Source organism: Falsiroseomonas sp. (assembly GCF_030695085.1).
GTDB lineage: Bacteria > Pseudomonadota > Alphaproteobacteria > Acetobacterales > Acetobacteraceae > Falsiroseomonas.
The window spans coordinates 1-3,648 of the sequence record NZ_JAUYTS010000216.1 but is presented as its reverse complement, the minus strand read 5'-3'; the positions used below and the strand labels follow the sequence as shown (position 1 = coordinate 3,648).

At 75.9% G+C, this 3,648-nt stretch carries 4 protein-coding genes; all 4 read right to left on the bottom strand.

Annotated features, from left to right (window positions below; genetic code table 11):
• Positions 1-356 (bottom strand): Hpt domain-containing protein (locus Q8S40_RS22600; protein WP_305672213.1); only part of this gene is annotated, 356 nt, incomplete at its 3' end.
• Positions 353-1,690, bottom strand: a complete 1,338-nt coding sequence (locus Q8S40_RS22595) for a response regulator (protein ID WP_305672212.1) — start codon at positions 1,688-1,690, stop codon at positions 353-355. The genes Q8S40_RS22600 and Q8S40_RS22595, both read right to left, overlap by 4 nt.
• Positions 1,687-2,724, bottom strand: a complete 1,038-nt coding sequence (locus tag Q8S40_RS22590) for a chemotaxis protein CheB (RefSeq protein WP_305672211.1) — start codon at positions 2,722-2,724, stop codon at positions 1,687-1,689. Before Q8S40_RS22590 ends, Q8S40_RS22595 begins: the two co-directional genes overlap by 4 nt.
• A partial coding sequence (locus Q8S40_RS22585; protein WP_305672210.1) for a chemotaxis protein CheW occupies positions 2,721-3,648 on the bottom strand: 928 nt, incomplete at its 5' end. The genes Q8S40_RS22590 and Q8S40_RS22585, both read right to left, overlap by 4 nt.

Here is a 3,648-nt window from a genome sequence, read left to right as displayed (position 1 = left end):
GCGAGCCGCGCCAGCAGATCGGCCGGCGCGGGCACGTCGCGATGCGCTTCCAGCACCGTGGCGCGTTGGCGGCGCAGCATATCCACCGCCGCCAGCAGCCCCTCCGCCACCGCGCCCTGCACCACGACGCGGCCATTGCGCGCCAGGCCGAGCAGATCCTCCGCCCGGTGCGCCACATTCTTCATTCCCGGCGCGCCGAGCGCATCGGACATGCCTTTCAGCGAATGAAAGGCGCGGAACAGCCGGTCCACCGCCGCGCGGTCCGATTCGCCGGCCGAGAGGATGCGGTCGATCGCATCCAGATGATCCTCGGACTCGCCCGCAAATTCCTGCCAGAGCGCCTCGTCTTGAATCATCTCAGCGCCTCCACCGGCAGGCCGGCGGCGCGGCGGGCGGTGCGCAGCAGCGCGGCGCCCTGGCGCTCCCGCAGATCGGGGCTGAGCGCGCCGGAGGGTTTGCCGACGATGCCCGACGCGCCGAGCCGCCGCGCTTCCACCGCCGTGGCCGAGCCGGGCCGCGCGGCGGAGGAGACGATGACCACCGCGCCGCCACCCTCCAGCGCCCAGCGCCGCAGCACGCCCATGCCATCCAGCTCCGGCATCTCGATATCCAGCATGGTCAAATCGGGGGAAAGGCGTTGCAGCGCTTCCAGCGCCTGGATGCCATCCGCCGCCTCGCCCACCACCTCGAAATCCGCATCCATCGCCAGTGCCTCCCGCACCAGGCGGCGCATCATGGCGCTGTCATCCACCACCAGCACGCGGCGGCGGGCCGGGCCGGTCAGCGGCGCGGGGCGCTGCAGGTCGTGGCCCGCCGCGGCGATGGCGGCGGCATGGGCGGCGAGGTCCGTGGCCAGAACGGGCAGCGCGGCCGGGTCCTCGGGCAGTGCCTCCGCCAGCATGTCGCGCAGCGAGGCGAGGCCGAGCGAGGCCGCCATCGCCCGCAGCGCCTCCGCCGCCTGGCCGGCCGCGGCGGCATCCGGGGCGGTGGCCAGGCGGGTGCAGGCGGCGGCGAAGTCCGGCGCGAAGGCCGCCAGCAACTCGGCATCCAGCGAGGCTGTTTCCGGGACTGGCTTGGGATCAGGCGGCGCGAGATCGGCGCCGGCCTCCACGATGCGCGCCGCCTGCGCCCGCAGTGCCGCGGCCAGTTCGCTTAGCGCCGTCGCGTCGAACGGGTCGAGTAGCCCGGGTGCCGGCTCCAGCAGCCGCAGCAGGGAACCGAGTTCCACCGCGCCCGCCATGGCGCGCAGCCCATCCAGCGCCCGCCCGGCCTGCGCCGGATCGGCGGCCTGGGCCAGCCGGTCGCAGGCCATGGCGAATTCCGGGGCGAAGGCCTCCAGCATCTCCCGGTCCAGCAGGCTGGCGGCAGCCTGTTGGGTGGGCGCGGCCTGCTCCGGCGTGGCGGGCTCGGCCAGCGGCAGATCCACGCCCGCCGCGCCGACCGCCACCGCCTGCCGGGCCAGCGCCTCCGCCCCCGCATGCAATGCGGGCCAGTCCAGCGGGTCCAGCGCCTGCGCCGTGCGATCGACCAGCGTGGCGAGGGAGGACGCGCCGAGTGCGGCGGCCATGGCGCGAAGCTGGTCCAGCGCCCGGCCGGCCGCCGCCGCATCCCGCACCATGGCGAGGCGCACCGCCTCGGCCTCGAATTCCGGCACGAAGGCTTCCAGCAGATCGCGATCCAGGGGGGTCAAGCGACCTTCTCCCGCACCAGCGCCGCGACGCGGCGGCCGAGGCCGGCCGGGTCCGCCGTCTCGATCGCCAGCCCCGCCGAAATCACCGCGCCGGGCATGCCGCCGACGACGCAGCTCGCCACCGTCTGGGCCAGCACCGGCATTCCCCTGTCCTGCATTGCCCGCGCCCCCACCAGCCCGTCCCGCCCCATGCCCGTCAGCACCACGCCGAGCGCACGTTGCGCCACCAGCGCCGCGGATTGGAACAGAAGATCGACCGATGGATGCACCGCCGCCGCCCCGCCCGCGAGCCGCAGCACCAGCCCGCCATCCGGCCCCGCGCCGCGCGCCAGATGGCCATCCGTACCGCCCGGGATCACCGTGACCTCGCCCGACATCAGCCGCTGCCCGGCCCGGCCGACGCCGACCGGCACACCGGACAGCCGCGCCAGATGCTGCGCCAGGTCGGGCGCCAACTCCGCCGGCATGTGCTGCGCCACCACGCAGGGCACCGCCAGCCGGCCGGCGGCGGACAGGAAGGCAGCCAAGGCATCCGGCCCGCCGGTGGAGGCGCCGAGCACCACCACATCGCAGCCGCCCGTGGCGTGCATCAGCCGCACCGGCGCCGCGCCACGCGCCGCCGGCCGCACCGCCGCGCGCTGCCCCGCCCAATGCCGCAGCCGGCCGCGCAATTCACGGTCCAGCATGGAAAGGTCCACGCTGCCGAGGTCGCCATCCTTGCAGAGGTAGTCCACCGCGCCGCGATCCAGCGCCGCCAGCGCGGTGGCCGATCCGTCACTGGTGTGGTGGCTGACCATCAGCACCGCCGGCGGGTCCGGCAGCGCCATGATCCGCCGCGTCGCCTCCAGCCCATCCAGCTTCGGCATCTCCACATCCATGGCGATGACATCCGGGCGCAGCTTCGCCGCCTGTTCCAGCGCCGCCTCGCCATCCGCGGCCTCGCCGACCACCTTCAGGTCGCCATCCGCCTCGATGATGCGGCGCAGCGCCATGCGCATGAAGCCGCTGTCATCCACCACCAGCACGCGGATCATCGGAAGGCACCCAGCACGGCGGCGCGGCAGACCGGCAGCGGCTGGTCGCCCATCGCCACCACGGCGGAGACCAGCCCCTCGCCGGCCACGGCGGCGATATCCTGTTCCGGGATGCGGCGCAGCCCGGTGACGTGGCTGACCGCGAGCGCCACGGCCGGCAGGCCCGCCAGCCGCAGCAGCGGTGCGGAGGCGCCCGGCCAGCCCAGCACGGCCAGGGCACCCAGGCGCAGCCCGGCATCAAACACCGGCAGCACATCGCCGCGATGCGCGGCAACACCGCGGAAGGCGGGCTCCGACCCCTCCGGCGCGGGTGTCGGGGCCTGTGGCGGGATCACCGCCACCACCTCCTCCACCGGCAGGGCAAAGGCCTGGCCGCCGGCGCTGCACAGCAGCAGGGCGCGGGTCGGCGTGGCTGCCGGCACGGCGGCGGCCTCGGCCAGCGGCGCGGCGGTCAGCGCCTCCGCCACCTGGTCCAGCCGGTGCGCCAGCGTCGGCTCCCCGGCACGGGCCGGGCCGATGCGGGCGCAGGGCAGGCCGAGCCGGCGGCCGCCATGGCGGAACAGCACGAGCAACGAGGCCTGCTGTGCCTCCGGCGCGGCTTGCTGCACCTCCGGCGCGGGCTGCATCAGCCAGCCGGCATCCAGCACCAGCACCGGCGCGCCGGCGGCCACCGCATAGCCCAGCGCGCAGGGGCCGGCGGCGGGCGCCGGGCGCAGCACCGGCATCGGCACCACCCGCTCCAGCGCCGCGAAGGGCAGCACCAGGCGCAGCGCGCCGAGTTCCGCGGCCAGCGCCATCTGCCGCGTCGCCGCGCCGCGCATCGGCACGGTCCAGCCTTCCGCCGCATCGGCCACCGGCAGCGGCGGCGGCACGCGGCGCGCGGCGAGTCGCGGCGGCACCAGCAGCGGCGCACCCTGCGGGGGC

Bases quoted from the DNA above. Each gene is read 5' to 3' on its own strand.
- Q8S40_RS22590 (WP_305672211.1), bottom strand. From the start codon at position 2,724: ATGATCCGCGTGCTGGTGGTGGATGACAGCGGCTTCATGCGCATGGCG.